At 59.1% G+C, this 17,640-nt stretch carries 7 protein-coding genes; 4 read left to right on the top strand and 3 right to left on the bottom strand.

Going from position 1 to position 17,640, the window contains the following annotated elements:
* Nucleotides 1-241 precede the first annotated feature (241 nt).
* The 3 genes from JTP94_RS13100 to JTP94_RS13090 all read right to left on the bottom strand — a co-directional run bounded on the left by JTP94_RS13100 (nucleotide 242) and on the right by JTP94_RS13090 (nucleotide 3,813).
* Entirely contained in the window at nucleotides 242-913 is a 672-nt protein-coding gene (locus JTP94_RS13100) for a Crp/Fnr family transcriptional regulator (RefSeq protein ID WP_204850915.1), read from the bottom strand.
* A gap of 258 nt (nucleotides 914-1,171) precedes the next feature.
* Nucleotides 1,172-2,392, bottom strand: coding sequence for a polysaccharide pyruvyl transferase family protein (locus JTP94_RS13095; RefSeq protein WP_246754868.1), 1,221 nt, complete (start codon nucleotides 2,390-2,392; stop codon nucleotides 1,172-1,174).
* Nucleotides 2,389-3,813, bottom strand: a complete 1,425-nt coding sequence (locus JTP94_RS13090) for a hypothetical protein (RefSeq protein WP_204850913.1) — start codon at nucleotides 3,811-3,813, stop codon at nucleotides 2,389-2,391. Before JTP94_RS13090 ends, JTP94_RS13095 begins: the two co-directional genes overlap by 4 nt.
* A gap of 299 nt (nucleotides 3,814-4,112) precedes the next feature.
* Here JTP94_RS13090 and JTP94_RS13085 point away from each other — a divergent pair, with 299 nt between their 5' ends.
* From JTP94_RS13085 to JTP94_RS13070, 4 genes are all read left to right on the top strand, one after another.
* Nucleotides 4,113-4,805 carry a glycoside hydrolase family 16 protein gene (locus JTP94_RS13085; RefSeq protein ID WP_246754866.1) on the top strand — a complete coding sequence of 231 codons (693 nt, stop codon included), beginning with the start codon at nucleotides 4,113-4,115 and terminating at the stop codon, nucleotides 4,803-4,805.
* Between the two features lie 319 nt (nucleotides 4,806-5,124).
* Nucleotides 5,125-7,044 (top strand): non-ribosomal peptide synthetase, encoded by a 1,920-nt coding sequence (locus JTP94_RS13080; RefSeq protein ID WP_204850911.1) that lies wholly within the window; start codon nucleotides 5,125-5,127, stop codon nucleotides 7,042-7,044.
* Nucleotides 7,041-15,134, top strand: a complete 8,094-nt coding sequence (locus JTP94_RS13075) for a non-ribosomal peptide synthetase/type I polyketide synthase (RefSeq protein ID WP_204850910.1) — start codon at nucleotides 7,041-7,043, stop codon at nucleotides 15,132-15,134. Before JTP94_RS13080 ends, JTP94_RS13075 begins: the two co-directional genes overlap by 4 nt.
* Nucleotides 15,131-17,614: a condensation domain-containing protein gene (locus JTP94_RS13070; protein ID WP_204850909.1), complete on the top strand. Its 2,484-nt coding sequence runs from the start codon at nucleotides 15,131-15,133 to the stop codon at nucleotides 17,612-17,614. The genes JTP94_RS13075 and JTP94_RS13070 overlap by 4 nt, the downstream gene beginning before the upstream one ends.
* Nucleotides 17,615-17,640 lie beyond the last annotated feature (26 nt).

Below are 17,640 nucleotides of genomic sequence, written 5' to 3'. Positions count from 1 at the left end.
AGTGTGGCCCTTATTCTTCTTGTGATCGCCCGAATACTTCTATTCTTTGGATAGCAAAGCCCTGGTCTAAATTTCGACATTGCTTCTTGCTTCATATTGTTCCCCTCAATCTAGGTTTATCTTATTACAAAATACTACTTAATATATTTTTGCGCGCATTAACATATGTTAATAAAATCTAGGAATATTAAGGTCACGAATTCTTACAACTCGAATACAACAATAATCTTGGCCGACTTGCTCAAATCACACGCTTATCAAAATAGGACTCATCAAAATCAACGAGTTCCATGAGGCGTTGACGATCGAGAAACGCAACGACGCCGTTGCGGAACGAGAGAAGACCCGCCTCGCGCAGGTCCCTGAGCACGCGGTTTATATGTACGGTCGATAGACCGACAGCGTCGCCGATGTCGGCTTGCGTCAATGGGCAGTCGAAGCCGTCGGAATTCCGATGCTGCCGTGAGGCACCAATCCGGGTCGCCAACTCGAGTAAAAGATAGCCGGTTCTCTCCATCGCATCGCGCCGGCCGATGTTGGCAAGCCCTTCGGACATGCGGGCCTGGCGTCGCATCAATTCCGTGAGGACAACGCGATAGAAAGAGGCGGGCGCTTCTATCTTCGGAAGCGATGTGAAGTCCGGAAAGACTATGACAGTGACATTGGTGATCGCCTGTACCGTCTCGCGTGAGAGTACGGTCAGCGGCGTCGAGACCATGTCGCCGCGCAATACGAATTCGGTGACGATGCGCGTGCCATTCGGCATCATCTTGCTGGAAGCTGCCCATCCCTCCTGGACAAAGAGGAGGCGTGGCGCATCGCTGTCATAATCGCAGATGATGTTACCAGCAGCAAAGGCACGCGGAACGCCGCCCAAACTCTGTATATGATCGATCGAGATCTGCGCTGCCATGATATCGGCCCCTCAAACCGAAAGCATATTCTGAACGTTCAAAAAGACCATTCGCAAATATAAATCTCGCTATCTGCTGCAATTTTATATCATACAAATTTAGATGTGTCTTTGATTGAAATCGATCTACAATCATGATCGCGCTACGCCATTATAAGTATGTGAAATACATTTACGATAAAGAATAGAAACGAATGGTGAACTAAAAAAATCCGAACAGAGAAACGCACATTATAGTATTACATGCTGCTGCCATGGTTATACTTTATGCATGGCCCGCAAGTCGTCCCCGATCAGATGTCGGCGCATGTTCGTGATTCCGGCCTCGGCTTCGGCTACAGTGGCGCGATGGCGAAGCGATTCGATTCCCTCGGACTCCGCAGCTTTCAACAGCCAAGCGATATGAGGGGGGGATAATGCTGCGTCGCCGACGAAATAGGCCTCTCGCCCCACCGAATTGAAGAAGCCTTCGACCTTCCCGTCCCAGCCCAAGCCGACATGCGGAATCCTAAGAGCATAGGCGGCGATACAAGCATGCAGCCTGTGCGCCAGAATAACGTCGGTCGAATGAAGTATCCGGACCAAGTCATCTGGAACCCGCGGGCGTTCAGCGAGATCCAACATGCCGGCGCCGATGACACGATGCATCGAAACCGAATTCCGAATCTGTTCGGCAAAGACTTGATCTTCTCTGGCGCCATTACAGAACAAGATCACCCGATAGCCATCATCAAGAAGTAGTCCGATCAGATCCCGATAATTTCCAATATTGCAGAATGGGATTTTCGACATGTTCCGGCTGGCGTGTCGCTGCAGGATCGTGGGATCCGTCACGCATAGGCCGACCGTCGGTTGGAGCCCTGACGATGGCATATGACGTTCAAGGTCGGAAAATGCATGGACCAGCAATCCCGGATCGCGAACGATCTTGACGGCTGGCCCGTCAGGAAAATGCTCGCGCCAATTATCTTGGGCGAAGCCATCACGCACGGAAAGATGGACGAGCTGAGCCTGTTTCAGTCGAGCGAAGAGATGATACGCTTGCCTCGACCAGCGCTCGCTGACGCCCACCGCGTAGATCGCCAGTGGCCGATTGTGGCGAGAGACGCAGTCAAGGACTTTGCCGACTTTCAATGGAAAATTGAGATCGTCATCCTGGAACAGGTTACCGCCACCGATCACCACCGCATCCGCTGCGGCAATCTTGGCGTCCCATTGGTCATGAAGTTTGCGCAACTTCCGCTCCAGCATGAAGCGAACCAACCGTTGCCGCGCGAAGACAGGTAGCCGCTGCAGCAGCTTGAGCACATATCGGCGTTGTCCGCCGCGGCCTGTACCGTAATCCTGTCGTCCTGCAAGATCGATCGTCTCGACTTCTATATGGTCTGACCTATTCCTCAGCGCAGTCTCGACGCATTCCGCCAAGAGCCCGTCGCCCAGATTTTCGCTATATTTGACGTTGAATACAACAATCTTCATTGCAGTTCTCCGACAGCATCGAACTGCGGCTTGCGCGCGACACTCATTTGGCTTGTTGTGGCCGTCAGGGCGGAAATGCCGCCCGCCAGGATGTAGAACATCAATCCGAGATCATAGACCGTGCCGGAGGTTGCCGCCGAAATCAGGACGGTTATGAGCCCGGCTTTGGCCGCGCGCACAACCGCGGAAACCTTGCGGGAAGGTGAATGTCTGGATCGCGTGTCGGCTGCCATCAGCAGCGCGACGAAGGTCGCAAAGATCAGCGTGCCGATGACCCCGACATTGGATAGGAGCACGAGGCCGAAACTCGACGCCCGGGCGCTGCCGAGGCCGGCGCCGAAGCCACTCGTGTCGAGGAATGCCTGGTAGGCCATGGCATTCCACATGAAGCGCTCGCGCCCGGACTGGCTGTCGGCCTTTGAGAACAGCATTTCGTCGAGAAAATCATGCAGGTTGTGAGCAAGATCGGGCATGACGATCAGAACAAAGAATACAGCGAGCGGCATCCCCGCCAGAATCGACACAATCATGACAGGTCGCCCCGCACCCGGTTCGTGACGAGAAGCCAGAAAGGATTGCAAACAAAGGATCGGCAGCAAGACAGCGAGCCCAACCAGCGCCGTCGCCGACGTCGAAAGGATCAGCGCTGCAAGCAATAGCCCGGCGACAATGCCCGTCGTGGCGGAGCGGATACCACTCAGCCACAGGCTGGTTGTCATTGCAAAGAGGACAAGCGTGAAGTCCGCAAAAGCGGAAGCTTCGGGAAACGTCCCTGAAATCCGCTTGAGACCGCCCTTTTCGGCGTCGGTCAAGAGAGCGTAATTGGCCGTTCGAACGAAGCCGAGAAGAAAATCGGTGTGCGTGAAATGGGTGACGATATCGGCAAGCGCGAAGCCGAGGTTGACGCTCGCCACAACCAAAATGCCGTTGATCAGGATCCCGGGGGTGCCGTTGCTTCGGAAGAAGCCGAAGGTCGCGGCGAAGCAGATGAGGCCCCCCACCGCATAGACGGACTGGGTAATATTGTTCGACGAGAATTTCAGCGGCACCAGCGCAATGAGATTATGTGCGCCAATTGACCGTTCGACCGTCATGGTCTGCGTCACGCCCTGAAACAGGCGCGGAAAGAAAATCGCCGTTGCCAGGCCAAAGGCGGTCAAAAGCAGCAGGAGGAAGCCCGGACGCGGAGGTGCCAGAGCCGCGAAGAACGGTCCTTCGCCATGCGCCATGAACAACCGTGCCGTGAAAAATAATAGAAAGAGGCTCGGCACCAGAACCGATGCGCCGCCGAGGCCCGGCACGCTAAAGGCCGCGGCCGCACCGAAGACCGTCGACAGCATCATGACAATGAACGACCACCGCACAGGTGCGGCCAGCATCGCAATGCCAACGATCAATGTCACCAGTCCCATTAAATTCATAGGTTGCGACTCCGAGTTTCCTTTTCATTGTCGCCACAAGCTATCATGCCGGTATGCAGCTGTATTTCCGCCATGCCTAAGCCTTTTGGTGGACGCATTAGCCGAAAAACGTTCTATGCCAGATGAATTGCGCCGTTCATGCTGGCAACATGGATCACACCTCGCGCAGACACATTTGGCCATACTCGAACGACCGCCGCGCATTTCTCCGTGCCGGGCTCGCCGCGGCATTTGTTGCAATCGCAGGTATTCCGGCCGCACATGCCGGTGATACCGGAGATGGGCTCGACCTTGGCGCTATGACGCTGACATTCGAGGACAATTTCGACAACCTGAGCGTTTCTGCTTGGGGGCCGGGCACTCGCTGGATTGCCCATACGCCCTGGAATGGTGACTTTGGCGGCGCGCGCTTCTCCGATCCGAACGGCGACTTTCCCTTTACGGTCGAAGACGGCATGTTGCGCATTACCGCGGCGCGCGATGGCAAGGGCGCCTGGCGCTCGGGCTTGCTTGCCTCTGTCGATAGCAAGGGCAATGGCTTTTCTCAGCAATATGGCTACTTCGAAATGCGTGCCCGCTTGCCTGACGGCCCGGGCGTCTGGCCAGCCTTCTGGCTGATCGGCAAGGATCGCTCGAAATCCACCGCTGAAATCGATGTCATCGAATATTATGGCGACAAGCCGGGCGCTTACTCATCGACCGTTCACGTCTGGCACAAGGACGGCCGGCACGATTCCGACTATGCCCGTATCAAGGTCTTTGGAGCAGCAAGCCCCTCGGATATGCACAGCTACGGCGTGAAGATTGATTCCGACTTCATGCGCATGTATTTCGACGGCGCGCTGGTCTGGAAAACCAAGGTCCTGCCGGAACATCGCCAGCCCATGTATATGCTCGTCGATCTAGGCATTGTCGAGGGAGTGACGAGGATGGTTGCCTCCGATCCTTCCTTCATGTTCGTCGACTATGTCAGGGCCTACCAGTTCAAGTAGCTGTCGCCGCAACAATATCCCACCTCAAATCGTCCCCTGGCCCGCGTGCGCTCCACGCCGCGGCAACATCCACGTCCCGCCAGCAATTGGCGTGTTCCTCTTGCCGGCACCGTCCATAATGCTTTCGGTCAGGTTGCAACCGCTCCTTCGATCTCTTTCGACGAAATAGCTACTTCGCCTAAGGCTTAAGACTTTTGTGGGTGGCAATGGTCATCCCAATGATCAACTGGTGATTTTCCGGCAGCGTGAAATTCTGCGGATGGCGATGAGGCACGCATGTCGTGCCAGCGCCGGCCGCAAGACAACCCGGAGGGCAGTGATGATCGATCGCGAGTCTCAGAAAAATGCAGATGGTGCTGCAGGCATGCACTACGATCGCAACCGCTGCCTTCACGACATGGTGCACGCCCAGGCCGAGGCCGCGCCGCAGGCAACGGCCCTGGTTTTCGGCGACACCACGGTGAGCTACCGCGATCTCGATCGGCTTTCCGACGCGCTCGCGATGTATCTTATAAAGCTCGGCGTCCGGAAGGCAGATATCGTTGGCCTGTTCCTTCCACGCAGCCTCAACGCCACCATTTGCAAGCTGGCCATTCTCAAGGCCGGAGGCGCCTACCTGCCTCTCGATCCCGCCTTTCCAATCGAGCATCTCGACCATGTTATCGGCGAATGCCAGCCGAAGGTCATTTTTACTGATTCAGCTCAAGGCGAAAAGCTCGGCTCCGTTCCAAGCATGACCGCAAGGGTTATCGAGGCCGGCGCCATCATCACGGAGATGGCAAATCGCGCCCATGCTCCCGCACCGGCCGTCAAGGTGAGCGGCGACGATCTCGCCTATGTCATGTACACGTCCGGTTCGACCGGCCGGCCGAAAGGCACGATGATCTCCCACCGCAGCATTGCGCGGGTCGTGCTCGATCAGACCTATGTCGACTTTCGGCCTGAAGACGTCGTTCTTCACACCGCCACCATCGCTTTCGACGCCGCGACCTTCGAAATCTGGGGAGCCCTGCTCAACGGCTCCACCTTGGCAATCATGCCGGACACCAGCTTCTCCGTCGCCCGGCTGTGCGATTTCATGCGGGCGACCGGCGTCAGCATCACCTTCCTGACGACCGGGCTGTTCAACGTGTTTGCCGATCATGCCCGCGGACCTCTACCGAAGCTTCGTCATGTTCTGTTCGGCGGCGACGTCGGATCGGCGGTTCATGCCCGGCGCTTTCTTGAGCGTCATCCCGGCTGCAAGCTCACCAATGCCTATGGCCCGACGGAGACGACCGTCTTTGCGACCGCATTCCAGGTGCTTCCGAACTTCTCCGAGAAGGAGCTGCCGATCGGCAAGGCGATCGCGCATACCGGTATCGCCGTCCTCAACGAGGAATTGCGCGAGGTTGGCCGGGGGATCGAAGGTCAGTTGGCGATATCGGGCGACGGTCTGGCGATCGGCTATTTCAAGCGGCCCGAATTGACGGCCGAGAAGTTCGTGACGATCGACACGAAAAACGGCAGGATCCGCTACTATCTGACCGGTGACATCGCGTTCCTGCAGGCTGACGGCACGGTTGCCTTCAAGGGTCGACGCGACCGCCAAGTCAAGATCAATGGCAAGCGCATCGAACTGGACGAGATCGAGGCGGCGCTGAGACGCGATCCGCGCCTTGCAGACGGCATTGTTCTTTGTCACGAGCAGGGTCCAAGCCTGAAACGGATTGTCGCTTATCTGTGCCCGAAAGAGGATCGCGCCGGCGCGGGTCCCGATCTGGTGCCAAGCGTCATGGCGGCGCTGCGCGCGGTACTTCCGGCCTACATGATCCCGAGCGCCGCCGTCATCGTCGACGCTTTGCCATTGACGCCCGCCGGCAAGGTCGATCGCTCCAAGCTTACTCCGCCGGCAATCGAACCCATCGCGACGCCAATGGGCGCAATTGCCAAAAGCCGGACGGAGGAGCTGCTGACAACGCTGTGGCAGGACGCGTTGGGCCTCGACAGAGTTGAAATCGACAGGAACTTCTTCGACCTCGGCGGAACCTCCCTTCAGCTCATGGAGATCCACGCCGGCCTGGAAACCGAGCTCGACCATCCCGTCGACGTGGTCGCGCTGTTCCGCCATCCGACGATCCGGGAATTGGCGCGTCACCTGGACGGCAAGGCCCCGGACCCGATGCGAGCAGCGGCTGCCGCTCAGCGCGCTGCACTTCAGCAAAAGGCAATCTCCCAGTTCCGCAGGAGCTCCTCATGAAGGGAAATCACAATGGCCAGGACGAAGAGCCTGATTTCGTGGACAGTGAGGACCTGAGCGGGCAGGTTTCCGGGCACATAGCCATCATCGGCATGTCCGGTCGCTTCCCCGGCGCGCCTTCGGTGGACGAGCTGTGGCAATTGGTTTGCGAAGGACGGGACGTCTTTTCGCACTTCTCGCCGGACGAGATCGAAGACGCCTTCACCGACGAAGAGCGGTCGCAGCCGAACTATGTTGCGGCAAGACCTCATCTTCCTGATGTCGGCATGTTCGATGCGGAGTTCTTCGGCATGTTTCCGCGGGAGGCGGCGGTCACCGATCCGCAACATCGGATCTTCCTGGAAATCTGCTGGGAAGCGCTCGAAAACGGCGGATACGATGCGCACCGCTACAACGGCATGATCGGCGTCTTTGCCGGATGCTCCATGCCCACTTATCTGATCAACAACGTTCTGCGTGACCGCGCCAAAGCGGAGGAATTCACCTCCAATTACCAAATCGGCTGCTTCCATGAGCTTGTCGGCGCTCTCAACGATACGTTGGCGACGCGCGTTGCCTATAAGCTCGATCTTCGCGGCCCCGCTTTCACAGTACAGTCGGCCTGCTCGACCTCGCTTCTGGCCGTGTCGCAGGCCTGCCAGAATCTGCTCACCTATAGCTGCGACATGGCGCTCGCCGGTGGGGTCTCGATCACCAATCCGCAAAAGCGAGGCTACATGTACCAGGAAGGCGGCATGGCCTCTCCGGATGGAACATGCCGACCTTTCGACGTGAATGCCGCCGGAACGGTCTTTGCAAGCGGAGCCGGCGTCGTTCTTTTGAAGCGTCAGGAAGATGCACTTCGCGATGGCGACCATATCTATGCGGTCATTCGCGGCTATGGCATCAACAATGACGGCAGCGACAAGGTCGGCTTCGTTGCGCCGAGCGTCGAGGGGCAGGCCGAGGCAATCGCGGCAGCACTCGCCAATGCCGCCGTCGAGCCTTCGACGATCGGCTATGTCGAATGTCACGGCACTGCGACACCGCTTGGCGACCCCATCGAATTCAACGGGCTGATGAGGGCCTATGCACAGGATCCGCTGGCGGCGGCAAGTTGTGCGCTTGGCTCGATCAAGGGCAATATCGGCCATATGGACGCCGCCGCCGGCGTCACCGGCCTCATCAAGGCGGCGCTGGCGCTGGGCTCCGCCAAGATCCCGCCGATGGCCAACTACAAGCAACCCAATCCGCACATCGATCTCGACCACAGCCCCTTCTACATCCCGACGGCAATGATCGACTGGCCACAGGGGCAAGGTCCCCGAAGGGCCGGCGTCAGCTCTTTCGGCGTGGGCGGCACGAATGTCCATGTTGTCCTCGAAGAGCCGCCGCGCAGGCGCCTTCAGGCCGAAGAGCTTGGAAGACGATATATTCTGCCGCTCTCTGCGCGCAGCAAGCCCGCGCTTGCGACGATGCGCGCCACTCTTGGCGATCACCTCGCCAAGAACCCGAAAATTTCCGTGATGCAGCTGGCCCATACGCTTCAGGAAGGGCGACGCGAATTCAGTCATCGCCTCGCCATCTCCGCCAGCAGTGTCGAAGACGCTATCGGTCGGCTGACAACGGAGAATTATCAGTCCTTCATTGCAGCGGACGAACCGCCCGTCGCCTTTATGTTTCCAGGGCAGGGCGCACAATATGTCGGTATGGGTGCTGGCCTTTATAGGTCGGAACCCGAATTCACCCGCTGGATCGATCGTGGCGCCGAGCTTCTGAAGATGACGCTCGGGCTCGATCTGCGCGACTACATCTGCCATACCGGGCCGGTAACCCAGGCGATCACCGATGAGCAGCGCGAGACGCGCATCGCCCAACCCTGCCTCTATCTCGTCGAATATGCGCTGGCGCGGCTATGGCTCAGCCGCGGCGTGAAGCCCTACGCCATGATCGGCCATAGCGTCGGCGAATTTGTCGCCGCCACGCTTGCCAACGTCATCTCGTTCGAAGACGGCTTGCGGCTGGTCGCCAATCGTGGGCGCCTGATGCAGCATCAGCCGCAGGGAGCCATGGTCTCGGTTCGTGCGGATGTCGAAACGACCAGCTCATACTTGCGGGGCGAGGTCGAAATCGCCGCGATCAATGCGCCGAAACTCTGCGTCATCTCGGGGCCGTTTACCGATATCGATAGGGTCTGCAGCGAACTCGAATCCGCCAGTATCGCCTTCAGCCGCCTGCACACATCGCATGCCTTTCATTCGGCGATGATGAACGACGCCGCCGAGGCACTGCGTCAGGAAACGGAGAAGGTCACCTATGGCACCGCCACCATGCCCTTCATCTCTTGTGTCACCGGCAACTGGCAGACAGGGGAACTAGGAACCTCGCCCGACTACTGGGCCATGCATTGCCGCGACACCGTTCGCTTCGCCGATGGTCTGGCGACGCTGTGTCGTGACCGCAAGCCAATCCTTCTTGAAGTAGGCCCAGGGCGCACGCTTTCCGTTTTTGCCGCGCAGACGATCGCGCGTGACGATTTGGCGGCGGTGGTGCAATCACTGCCCGAACATGACCGCGCTTCCGCTGCGGCCGAAACGCTCGCCGAAGCGCATGGCAAGCTCTGGATGGCCGGCTGTTCGGTCGTCTGGCCAGCCCTCCCGATCGCCGCCAAGCAGCGACTGGTCTTGCCAACCTATCCTTTCCAACGCCAGCGCCATTGGATCGACGCCCCCGAATCGGCACGACGGGCGTCGGCACAGCAGATCAGCGCCATGCCAACCAATCCCTCCATCACCATCCCCGTCGCCTCAGACGTCAACCTCGCCGAGGAGAACAAATCAATGAATGTCGCAGCACCAATCTCCGCTTCTAACCGCGTTCTCACATTGGAAACCAGCCTCTTGACCCTGCTCAGCGACATGTCGGGAGAGACGCTCGGTCCGGATGAGCGGGCGGTGACATTCCTGGAGCTCGGCTTCGATTCACTCTTCGTCGGACAATTCGCGCAACGAATCGAGAAAGACTACAAGATCAAAGTTTCTTTCCGGGAGCTGCTCAGCGCGATACCCTCGGTCGCGGATCTGGCGCTCTATCTTGACGAGCAGATGCCACCGGATGCGGTAAAGGTGCCTGAACCGCCGATGGTCGCGACACCTGTCGCAGTTGTACCGGCATCAGCTGTACCAATGCCTGCACAACTGCCGATACCAACAGCGATCGCCGCCGTTCCAATACAGGCGATGCCGGGCGCGGTGTCGGATCTTGCCACGGTGATGCAATCGCAGCTCCAGATGGCGCAATCCCTGTTCGCGCAACAATTGCTGATGCTGCAATCCATGCAGGGCGGTTCTCAACCCGTTGCGGCCCCCGTGCCCGAGCCGGTAGCTGTGAGCCCACAGGCGGCACCACCCGTGCCTGTCGAGCGCGCCCCTGCCGCTACCGTCGAAAGCGATTTCGGCACCGAACGCATCAAGCTGTATCGCCCAAACGCAAAGAGCCTGGCAGCGGAGATCTCCGCGCCCAAACAGGCCTTCATTGCCGACCTGACGGCGGCCTATGAAGCCAAGAACGCCAAATCGAAGACCTTCACGCAGGAACATCGCAGCTACCTGGCCGATCCACGCTCGGCTTCGGGCTTCCGGGCGGACTGGAAGGAGATGGTGTTCCCGATCGTCTGCGAGCATTCGAAAGGCGCTTACATCTGGGATGTCGACGGCAACAAATATGTCGATCTGGTCAATGGCTTCGGGCAGACGGCTTTCGGTCATGCGCCCGATTTCGTGATCGATGCCATCAAGGATCAGGCCGACCGCGGCTTTGCCATCGGCCCACAGACGCCGCTGGCCGGCGAGGTGGCGAAGATGATCGCCGAGGTCACGGGCCATGAGCGCGTCACTTTCTGCAACACCGGCTCTGAGGCTGTCATGGCTGCCATGCGGCTTGCCCGCGCCGTCACCGGTCGTGACCGTGTCGTGGTCTTCGCCAACGACTATCACGGCCAGTTCGACGAAGTGCTGGTCAAGGGCCGAAACCGATCCGACAAGCCGATTGCCTTGCCGGTCGCCTCCGGCATCCCGATGGCGTCCGTTTCCAATATGACCGTGCTGCGCTATGGCGCGCCGGAAAGCCTCGATTTCATCCGCGCCAATGCCGACGAGATTGCCGCCGTCATCATCGAACCGATCCAGAGCCGCCATCCGGAATTGCAGCCGCGGGAATTCGTCCTCGAGCTGCGCGATATCGCCACCAAATCCGCATTTGCCCTGGTCTTCGATGAAGTCGTCACCGGCTTCCGCGTCGACCCCGGCGGCATGCAGAAGATCTGGGGGATCAAGGGCGACATGGCGACCTATGGCAAGGTTGTCGGCGGCGGAATGCCGATAGGCGTACTGGTCGGAAGCCCACGCTTCATGGATGCGCTCGATGGAGGCTACTGGGCTTATGGCGACGAGTCCGTCCCCATGACCGCTCCGACCTTCTTCGCCGGCACCTTCGTGCGTCATCCATTGACGCTCGCAGCCGCCCACGCCGTCCTGCATCACATCAAAGGCGAAGGATCAGCCCTTTACGGTCGGGTCGTCGATTGGACGGAAGCGTTGGTGGCAGAGATCAGGGCCGATCTTGCCCGGCGCGGCATTGCCGATGTCGTTCATGGCTACAAGAGCTGGTTCGCCACCGACTTCTCCAGCCAGGATGCGCTCGGGGCGCTGTTCTATGCCCAGATGCGCCTCAACGGCGTCCATATCCAGGACGGCTATCCCTGCTTCCTGACAACAGCGCATAGCGAGGAAGATTTCCGCGCGATTGCCAAGGCCTTCCGCGACAGTCTCGACGCCATGCAAGCAGTCGGGATCTTCACGCCCATCCAAGAGCACATCGCTCCTCCGGAGCAGATCCGGGCAGCGGTTCCAGCACCCGTCTCGCGGCCTCAATCCGCACCGCTGACGGAGGCGCAGACGGAGATCTGGCTGGCTGCCCAGGCAGGCGATGAGGCATCCTGTTCGTTCAACGAGTCCTTCTCATTGACGCTCGAAGGTGCTTTCGACGAGAATGCATTCCGCAAGGCCTTCGACACAATCGTTGCCCGCCATGATGCGCTTCATATCCGCTTCGATCGGAGCGGCGAGCGCTTCCAGTTCATTCCGGATTTCAAGCTCGATCCGCCGTGCCTGGATGGCGTCGACCAGGCGGGCCTGGCCGAGCTCATCGATGACGAGGCGCATACACCCTTCGATCTGATCAACGGCCCGCTGGCGCGTGCCTGCATCGTCAAGCTTGCGGCCGACAAGCATGTGCTGGTCTTCACCGCCCATCACATCATCTGCGACGGCTGGTCGATCAATACTTTCGTCGATGAACTCTCGACCGCCTATGGCGCCTACCAGGCAGGAGCCGCGCCGCAGTTCCAACCGGCTCTATCCTTCGCCACCTACTCGACAGATCTCGCCCCCAGACCGGAAAAATCTGGGGTCACCGAACAGTTCTGGCTCGATCAATTCAAGACGGTTCCGGATCTGCCCGACTTGCCGCTTGACCGGCCTCGTCCGGAATATCGGAGTTTCGCCGGCGGAACCTGCACGGGCTACATCGACGCCGATGTCTACAAGGCTCTGAAGAAGAGAGGCGCGAAATCCGGTGCAACGCTGTTTTCCACCCTGCTCGCCACACTGCAGGTGATGATCTCGGGCCTGTCCGGTCAGGACGATATCGTGATCGCGATCCCTTCGGCCGGGCAAAGCCTGCTCGACGGTCAGATCCTTGTCGGCCATTGCGTCAACCTTCTGCCGCTGCGTCAGGCCGTGGCAGAGGCAGAGCCCTTCACGGCTCATCTGAAAGCAACGCAACAGCTGGTTTTCCAGGCATTTGAACATCAGGACTACACCTACGGCACGCTGGTGCGCCGGCTTGACGTAAAACGCGACTCGCGGCGCCTGCCGCTCACCGAAATCCAGTTCAATCTGGAGCGTATCGCCGGCGGATCGGCCTTCGGCAACCTCACGCCGAAGATGGAGCCGAATGCCAAGGCCTTCTCCAACTTCGACCTGTTCTTCAACATGATCGAGGCTGCCGATCACATTCGCATCGATGTCGACTTCAACGCCGACGTTTTCGATCGGACCACCGTTGAACGGTGGATCGGCCATTTTTCGACGCTGGCCGCGGCTCTGGCAAAGGACATGGATCGGAAGGTCTGCGAACTGCCGCTGCTGACGGCACAGGAGCAATCCTGGCTGATCGATGACCTCAATCATACGGCGGTGTCCTACGATCACGATCAGTTCATGTTCTCGCTCTTCGCCAGAAGGGCCGCCGAAAGCCCGAATGCCATCGCCGTTCAGCATGACGGCCAGGCAATGACCTACGCAGAACTCGAGGCCCGCTCGAACCAGCTCGCCCTTTACCTGCAGATGGCAATTCCGGAGCCCGGCCGGCGTGTTGCGCTTCTGGTCGAACGGTCGCTAAACATGATCGTCGCCCTTCTCGCTGTTATGAAGGCAGGGCATGTCTATGTGCCGATGGACCCGGCCCATCCCGAGGCGCGCCTGCGTCAGACGCTGGATGTCGCCCGCATCGGCGGCCTGATTTGCGACAGCGACGACATGGCTCGACTGGTCGCTGCGAATACCCCCGTCATCCGCCTTGACAAGGATGCCAAGTCGATCGGCTCGATGACCGGCGCGCCCTTGAAGACCTTATCCTTCGACACGTCGGGTCCGGCCTACGTCATCTTCACCTCCGGCTCCACCGGCATGCCGAAGGGGGTCGAGGTCTCCCATCGGGCGCTCACCAACTTCCTTCTCTCCATGGCCAGGGAACCCGGCTTTAGCGCCGACGACACACTCATTGCGGTGACGACGATCTCTTTCGACATTGCCGGGTTGGAACTCTACCTGCCGCTGATATCGGGAGGAAAGGTCGTCATCGCCGATCGCAACCAGGTTCAAGACGGCTTCGCACTGGTGAAGCTCATCGAAGAGCATGACGCTACGGTCTTGCAGGCGACGCCAACGCTTTGGCAGATGCTGGTGGAGGCCGGTCTCAAGGAGCGGAAGACGCTGAAAATGCTCTGCGGCGGAGAACCCTTGCCGCGGGAATTGGCGAGATCGCTGTTGGCGATCGGCGATCAGCTGTGGAACATGTATGGCCCGACGGAAACGACGATCTGGTCATCGTTGCAGCGCATCACGGATGCGGATCAACCGATCACCATTGGCCACCCGATTGCCAATACGCAGCTCTACATTCTCGATCGGAGCCATAGCGTTGCGCCGATCGGCGTCATCGGCGAGCTGCATATTGGCGGCGATGGACTGGCGGAAGGCTATTTCGATCGCCTTGATCTTACCGAAAAGGCCTTCGTTCCGCATTGCTTTGCCGTCGGCAAGCCGAAGCGGCTGTATAAGACCGGTGATATCGGCAGGCGTCTTGCCGATGGATCCCTACAATTGCTTGGCCGGCGCGACCAGCAAATCAAGCTGCGTGGCTTCCGCATCGAACTCGGCGATATAGAAGCCGTCGTCGCGAAAGCGGAAGGCGTGCGCCAATGCGCCGTTGTCCTGGCCGAAAACCAGAAAGGTGACCGCTCGCTCGTCTGCTATGTCGTGCCGGCCGCCAACGGCAAGGACACCTCCTCCGCCGATATCGCTGCCCATGTGAAGTCCAACCTCCCGGCTCATATGGTTCCGGCCTTCTGGGTGACGGAAAGCGAGCTGCCTCATACCGCCAACGGCAAGCTCGACCGCAAGACGCTGCAACAGCGCGGCTTGCCGCAGCGTGAAGTGGCCCAGACCAAGGCTCAGCCAAAAACCGAGATGGAACAGCGGTTGCTGACGATCTGGCAAGATGTGCTTGATATCGGCGACATCGGCGCGGATGACAATCTCTACGCACTGGGTGCGGATTCACTTACCATCTTCCGCATCGCTGCCCGGATGCGCGACGATGGCCTGCCGCTGGAGGCAAAGCACCTGCTTCGCCATCCATCGATTGCGGCGCTGGCGGCCTTTGCCGACAGTTTGGAAGAGGCTGCACCCGATCCCATTCAGCTCCACGTTCCATCCTTGCGAGATTTTCGTAACGGCGCACGCCGCAGCCTGGGGACAGCACTATGAGCATCTTTGACAACAGCCCTGGCAGTTCGCTTACCGAACCGCAAATCATCGGCGAGTTTCCGTGCACGCAGACGCAATTGCGTTGCTGGATTATCGACCAGCTTAGCCCCGGCAATCCCGCACTCAATGTCGCGGTTCGCTGGGAAATCCGCGGCGCCTTCAAAGCGTCAACTCTTGAGGCGGCTTTCCGCAAGGTGGTTCAGCGCCACGAGATTCTCAGAACTCGCTTCGTCGAACGGAATGGCCATCCCTTCCAGCAGGCAGTCAGCGAGATCAATTTCAAGATGTCGGTGATCGATCTTCGAGGCATGGCGCCCGAGCAGCGCCAGGCAAGAATCCTGTCAATCGGCGAGGAGACGGCGCAAGCGCCGTTTGACCTCAGCGCGCCCGGCTTGTTTCGCGTCACCTTGCTGATGGTGGAAAACGAGCGCGGTGTCTTGCTCATAACAGCTCATCAGAGCTGCTTCGACGGCTGGTCGATCCGGGTCCTCGGGCGGGAGGTCGGTGAAATCGCGGCGGCGATTGATGCTGGTAGGCAGCCGGTATTGCCCGAGCTGCCGTTGCAGTATGGCGACTACGCGCTCTGGCAGCAGGAGTATCTGCAAGGCTACGGCTTCGAGACGGAGAAGGCCTTCTGGCGAGAGACGATGAAGGACGCGCCCTATTTCGAAGTCGCTCCCGATCGCCCGCGCGGCCACGTCAAGACCAGTCACGGCAATATCCTGTCGATCGCGCAGCCTGTCGCCTTTAGCGAGCGCATGGATGCCGCTGCCCGCGCGCACCGTGTTTCGCAGTACAGTTACGGCGCGGCCATCGTCAGCGCCGTCCTGCATCGGTTGACGCAAGCCCCGACCGTCCTGTTCGGTTCGCAGGTCGCCGGCCGCGAGCACAGTGATCTGGAAGATCTGATCGGCGTCTTCATCAACAATCTGGTGCTGCGCTTCGATTTTGCTTCCGATGTTTCCTTCGCCGAGCATATCCACGCGGTCAGCGCAACGGTCGAGGGGGTTTTGAACCATCAGCGCATGCCGTTCAACAAGCTGGTCGAACTGATCAACCCTGTCCGTGATCCCGCCCGCAATCCGCTGATCTCGGTGAATTTCAATCTTCAGAAAGCGTTTCTGGAGGATCGTCGCTACGGCGGCTTCGAGCTGATCAGCTCGGCCTCGCAATCGCCCGGCGTCATCTACGATCTCAGTTTCATCATGATCGGCCGACCGACCGGCTGGCGCATGTCGATCGAGTACAACGCCGATCTCTTCGAGGTCGACACGATAGAAAGCCTCTTACAGTTGTGGCGGCAAGCTTATGAAATTGCTCTCGAACACCCAGAGGCGCCGCTTTCTTCGCTCATTGCGCCTGAGCGGCAAACGGCGACCCCCGTCGAGGATGCGCCGCTCGGCGGCTCCGTCGCAAGCAGCCCGTCAACCGATACACAAATGGAGACGCTTGCTGCTCTCTGGAGAGACCTCCTACAAGTTCAGCAGATACGACCGGAAGATGATTTCTTCGCGCTCGGCGGTCATTCGCTTCTGGCGCTACGGCTTCTTTCGGCAGTCCGAACTACGTTCAACGCTCCGGCGACACTGGAACTTCTATTCAAAAAGCCGACGTTTGCTGGCTTTGCTGCAGCGATCTTCGACCGCGGGGAAGCGCAGGCGTCCCGCGAAAAAGCCGCGAACCCGTGGGAGTTAGTCACCTGCAAGCAGGGTACGGGGACAGCGGCGGTTTATACGCTCAACCATCCGTTTCTCTATTACCGTTTGGCCAATGAATTGCCGGCTACGGTATCGGTCCACAACGTCAACATGTTTCATGCGGATCTCGAAAGCGGCCTGGCCGATCTCCCGATCGAAGATATCGCACGCCATGCGATAGACACCATGCAAATCGACGCGAGCGCCGGGCCTGTCGCAATCGTCGGCCTCTGCGTCAACGGCATCGTCGCGATGGAAGTAAGTCGGCAGTTACGCGAAAAGGGCATCGAGGTCGGCTTTACCGCAATGATCGATGCATGGGCGCCGGGCTATTTCGCTTCGCTGCCGAAACGGGAGCAGAAACGTTGGGGTCGGGAGCGGCGGAGCAAGCGCCTTGCCTATTTCACCAAGAAACTGTTGCTGGGACGCGTTCGGCTGATCGACTATCTTAAGGAGTTCGCGATCTCTCTCGCTCTTCTGAAGCTGTTTGGCGTCAAGGCAGGCGAATATTCCCCTGAGGAGCAGGCCAACGACGATGTCACCAAATTACTGGTGATAGCAGCACGCCGCTACAAACCGGCACAAGTCAGGGACCCCAGCGTGATCCTGTTGCGCAGCCGCGCCAACCATCCCCGGGCTCGCAAGTTGCTGTTTGGCTGGGGCGAGGCCGTCGCGGCAGACACCAGGGTCGTCGATATCGATGGCTGGCATGAGGATTCGCTTACCAGCAACGGTATTCGCGATCTGGCATCGATCTTCTCTCAAAAACTCATCGGCAAGTAGATGTCAGCAGTTTCGGCGGCAACGGG

Source organism: Martinezella lusitana, assembly GCF_016901135.1.
Lineage (GTDB): Bacteria > Pseudomonadota > Alphaproteobacteria > Rhizobiales > Rhizobiaceae > Rhizobium > Rhizobium lusitanum_D.
The sequence above is the reverse complement of the archived record's forward strand: the minus strand, read 5'-3'. Positions and strand labels throughout refer to the sequence as shown.

Bases quoted from the DNA above. Each gene is read 5' to 3' on its own strand.
- JTP94_RS13100 (WP_204850915.1), bottom strand. From the start codon at position 913: ATGGCAGCGCAGATCTCGATCGATCATATACAGAGTTTGGGCGGCGTT.
- JTP94_RS13095 (WP_246754868.1), bottom strand. From the start codon at position 2,392: ATGAAGATTGTTGTATTCAACGTCAAATATAGCGAAAATCTGGGCGAC.
- JTP94_RS13090 (WP_204850913.1), bottom strand. From the start codon at position 3,813: ATGAATTTAATGGGACTGGTGACATTGATCGTTGGCATTGCGATGCTG.
- JTP94_RS13085 (WP_246754866.1), top strand. From the start codon at position 4,113: ATGACGCTGACATTCGAGGACAATTTCGACAACCTGAGCGTTTCTGCT.
- JTP94_RS13080 (WP_204850911.1), top strand. From the start codon at position 5,125: ATGATCGATCGCGAGTCTCAGAAAAATGCAGATGGTGCTGCAGGCATG.
- JTP94_RS13075 (WP_204850910.1), top strand. From the start codon at position 7,041: ATGAAGGGAAATCACAATGGCCAGGACGAAGAGCCTGATTTCGTGGAC.
- JTP94_RS13070 (WP_204850909.1), top strand. From the start codon at position 15,131: ATGAGCATCTTTGACAACAGCCCTGGCAGTTCGCTTACCGAACCGCAA.